Origin of the sequence: Frankia sp. AiPs1, from assembly GCF_023716945.1 — a bacterium.
GTDB lineage: Bacteria > Actinomycetota > Actinomycetes > Frankiales > Frankiaceae > Frankia.
In genome coordinates this window covers 1-1,729 of sequence record NZ_JAMQQF010000866.1, presented here as the reverse complement: position 1 = coordinate 1,729, position 1,729 = coordinate 1, and the positions used below count along the sequence as shown (strand labels likewise).

Annotated in this window: 2 protein-coding genes; both read left to right on the top strand. The window is 74.2% G+C overall.

From position 1 onward, the window contains the following. The first annotated feature begins 270 nt into the window (after positions 1–270). Positions 271–756, top strand: a complete 486-nt coding sequence (locus tag ND748_RS31410) for a BlaI/MecI/CopY family transcriptional regulator (protein WP_251749922.1) — start codon at positions 271–273, stop codon at positions 754–756. 13 nt (positions 757–769) lie between these two features. Next, positions 770–1,729: M56 family metallopeptidase (locus ND748_RS31405; protein WP_251749921.1), on the top strand; the 960-nt coding region annotated here is incomplete at its 3' end.

Here is a 1,729-nt window from a genome sequence, read left to right as displayed (position 1 = left end):
ACCCGCTCGGTCGAGCCGTGAACACGCGCCAGCGCACGCATGGGGGGGGCCGCGGCGGCCGGCGGCCGGCCGGCGGCGGTGCGACCTTCGGGCCACGGTCGAGTTGTGACGTCCGCGGCGCCGCCCCGGGTCGCACCACCGGCGGTGCGAGGCCGCCCGCATCCGCCGTCGCGAGACAAACACCGAGGTCGCGCGGCCGTGTGACGCAGGAGGCGACGCGAACGAGACCATTCCGCCGCCCTGAACTTCTACGGGACGTAGGATCGAAGCATGGCGCGCCTGGGTGACCTCGAACGGTCGGTCATGGACGTGTTGTGGTCGAGCGACGGCTGGCTCACGGCCCGCGAGGTCGCGGCCCGCCTCGACCATGAACGCGATCTCGCGTACACCACCGTGCTGACCGTACTCGAACGACTGGAACGCAAGGGTTTCGTCCGCCGGCAACGGGCCGCGCGGGCCCACCGCTACGCCGCGTCCGACAGCCGGGAGGCCGTCGTCGCCGAGGCGATGATGGAGGCGCTGGGCACCGCGGACGACCGCGGTTCGGCGCTGGTCCGCTTCGTCGGATCGGTCTCCGCCGAGGAGGCGGAGATCCTTCGCCGGGCGCTGGAACCCCTCGGTGGCGATCCGGCCGCCGAGGCCCCGGATTCAGCCATCCCACCCCCGTTCGGGACGGCCGACGGCGGCTTGGACCGACCGGACCCGGTGACCACCGACTCGGATCGAACGGTTCAGATTCCACCCGACGGGCGGTAACGTTGCCGGCGAGATGACGACCGCGGCCCTCCTCGCCCTGTTCGCGGGCGTACTGGCCTGGCCGGTACCACGCCTGCTGGCCGCCGCGCGCTGGCCGCACCGCTGCCCGCGGGCGGCGATCGTGCTGTGGCAGGCGATCGGGCTGGCCGGCGGCGTCTCGGCGCTGCTGGCCGCGATCGCGTTCACCGTCTCCCCGCTGGCCGCGAACACCCCGACCGCGATCACCGATCATCTCGGCAACATCGCCGCCGGGTCCCCCCTCACCGGCCTGCGCTGGGTCAACCTCGTCGGGCTGGCCATGGCGACCGCCCTGGCCTGCCGGCTGTTCGGGGTGCTCTGCGCATCGACCGCGGCGACCCTGCGCGAACGGCATCGCCACCGGCACCTGGTCGACCTCGCCGGCCGCCGCCACCGCGGGCACGGCGCGCCGGACTCGGCCGACCACACCCACCTCCACCCGCTCTCCACCGCCGACGGCGCCGGCGGCAGTGCCGCCCCGGGCGACGCTTCGGGCGACGACCCAAGCGACGACTCGAGCGCAGTCGGTGGCGAGAGCGGCAGTGGCGACAGCAGCAGCTCCGATCCCGCCACCTGCTGCCTGTGCGAACACCGCGACCGGGCCGGCATTCTGCTGCGGATCCTCGACCATCCGATCGCGGTCGCCTACTGCGTCCCGGGGGTCCGCCACGCCCGAGTGGTGGTCTCCAGGGGTCTGCTGAACACCCTCGACGCCGCTGAGCTGGATGCGGTGCTCGCCCACGAGGCGGCGCACGTCGCCGGGCGGCACGATCTGGTGATCCAGCCGTTTGTCGCCTGGGAACGAACCTTCCCGTTTCTCCGGCCGGCCCGGGAGGCGACGGCGGCCGTGTCCTTACTCGTCGAGATGCTCGCCGACGACGCCGCCGCCCGCGAGACCAGCCGCCGCTCGCTGGCCCGGGCGCTGGCCCGACTCGGCGTGGCCCGGGCCCCGGCC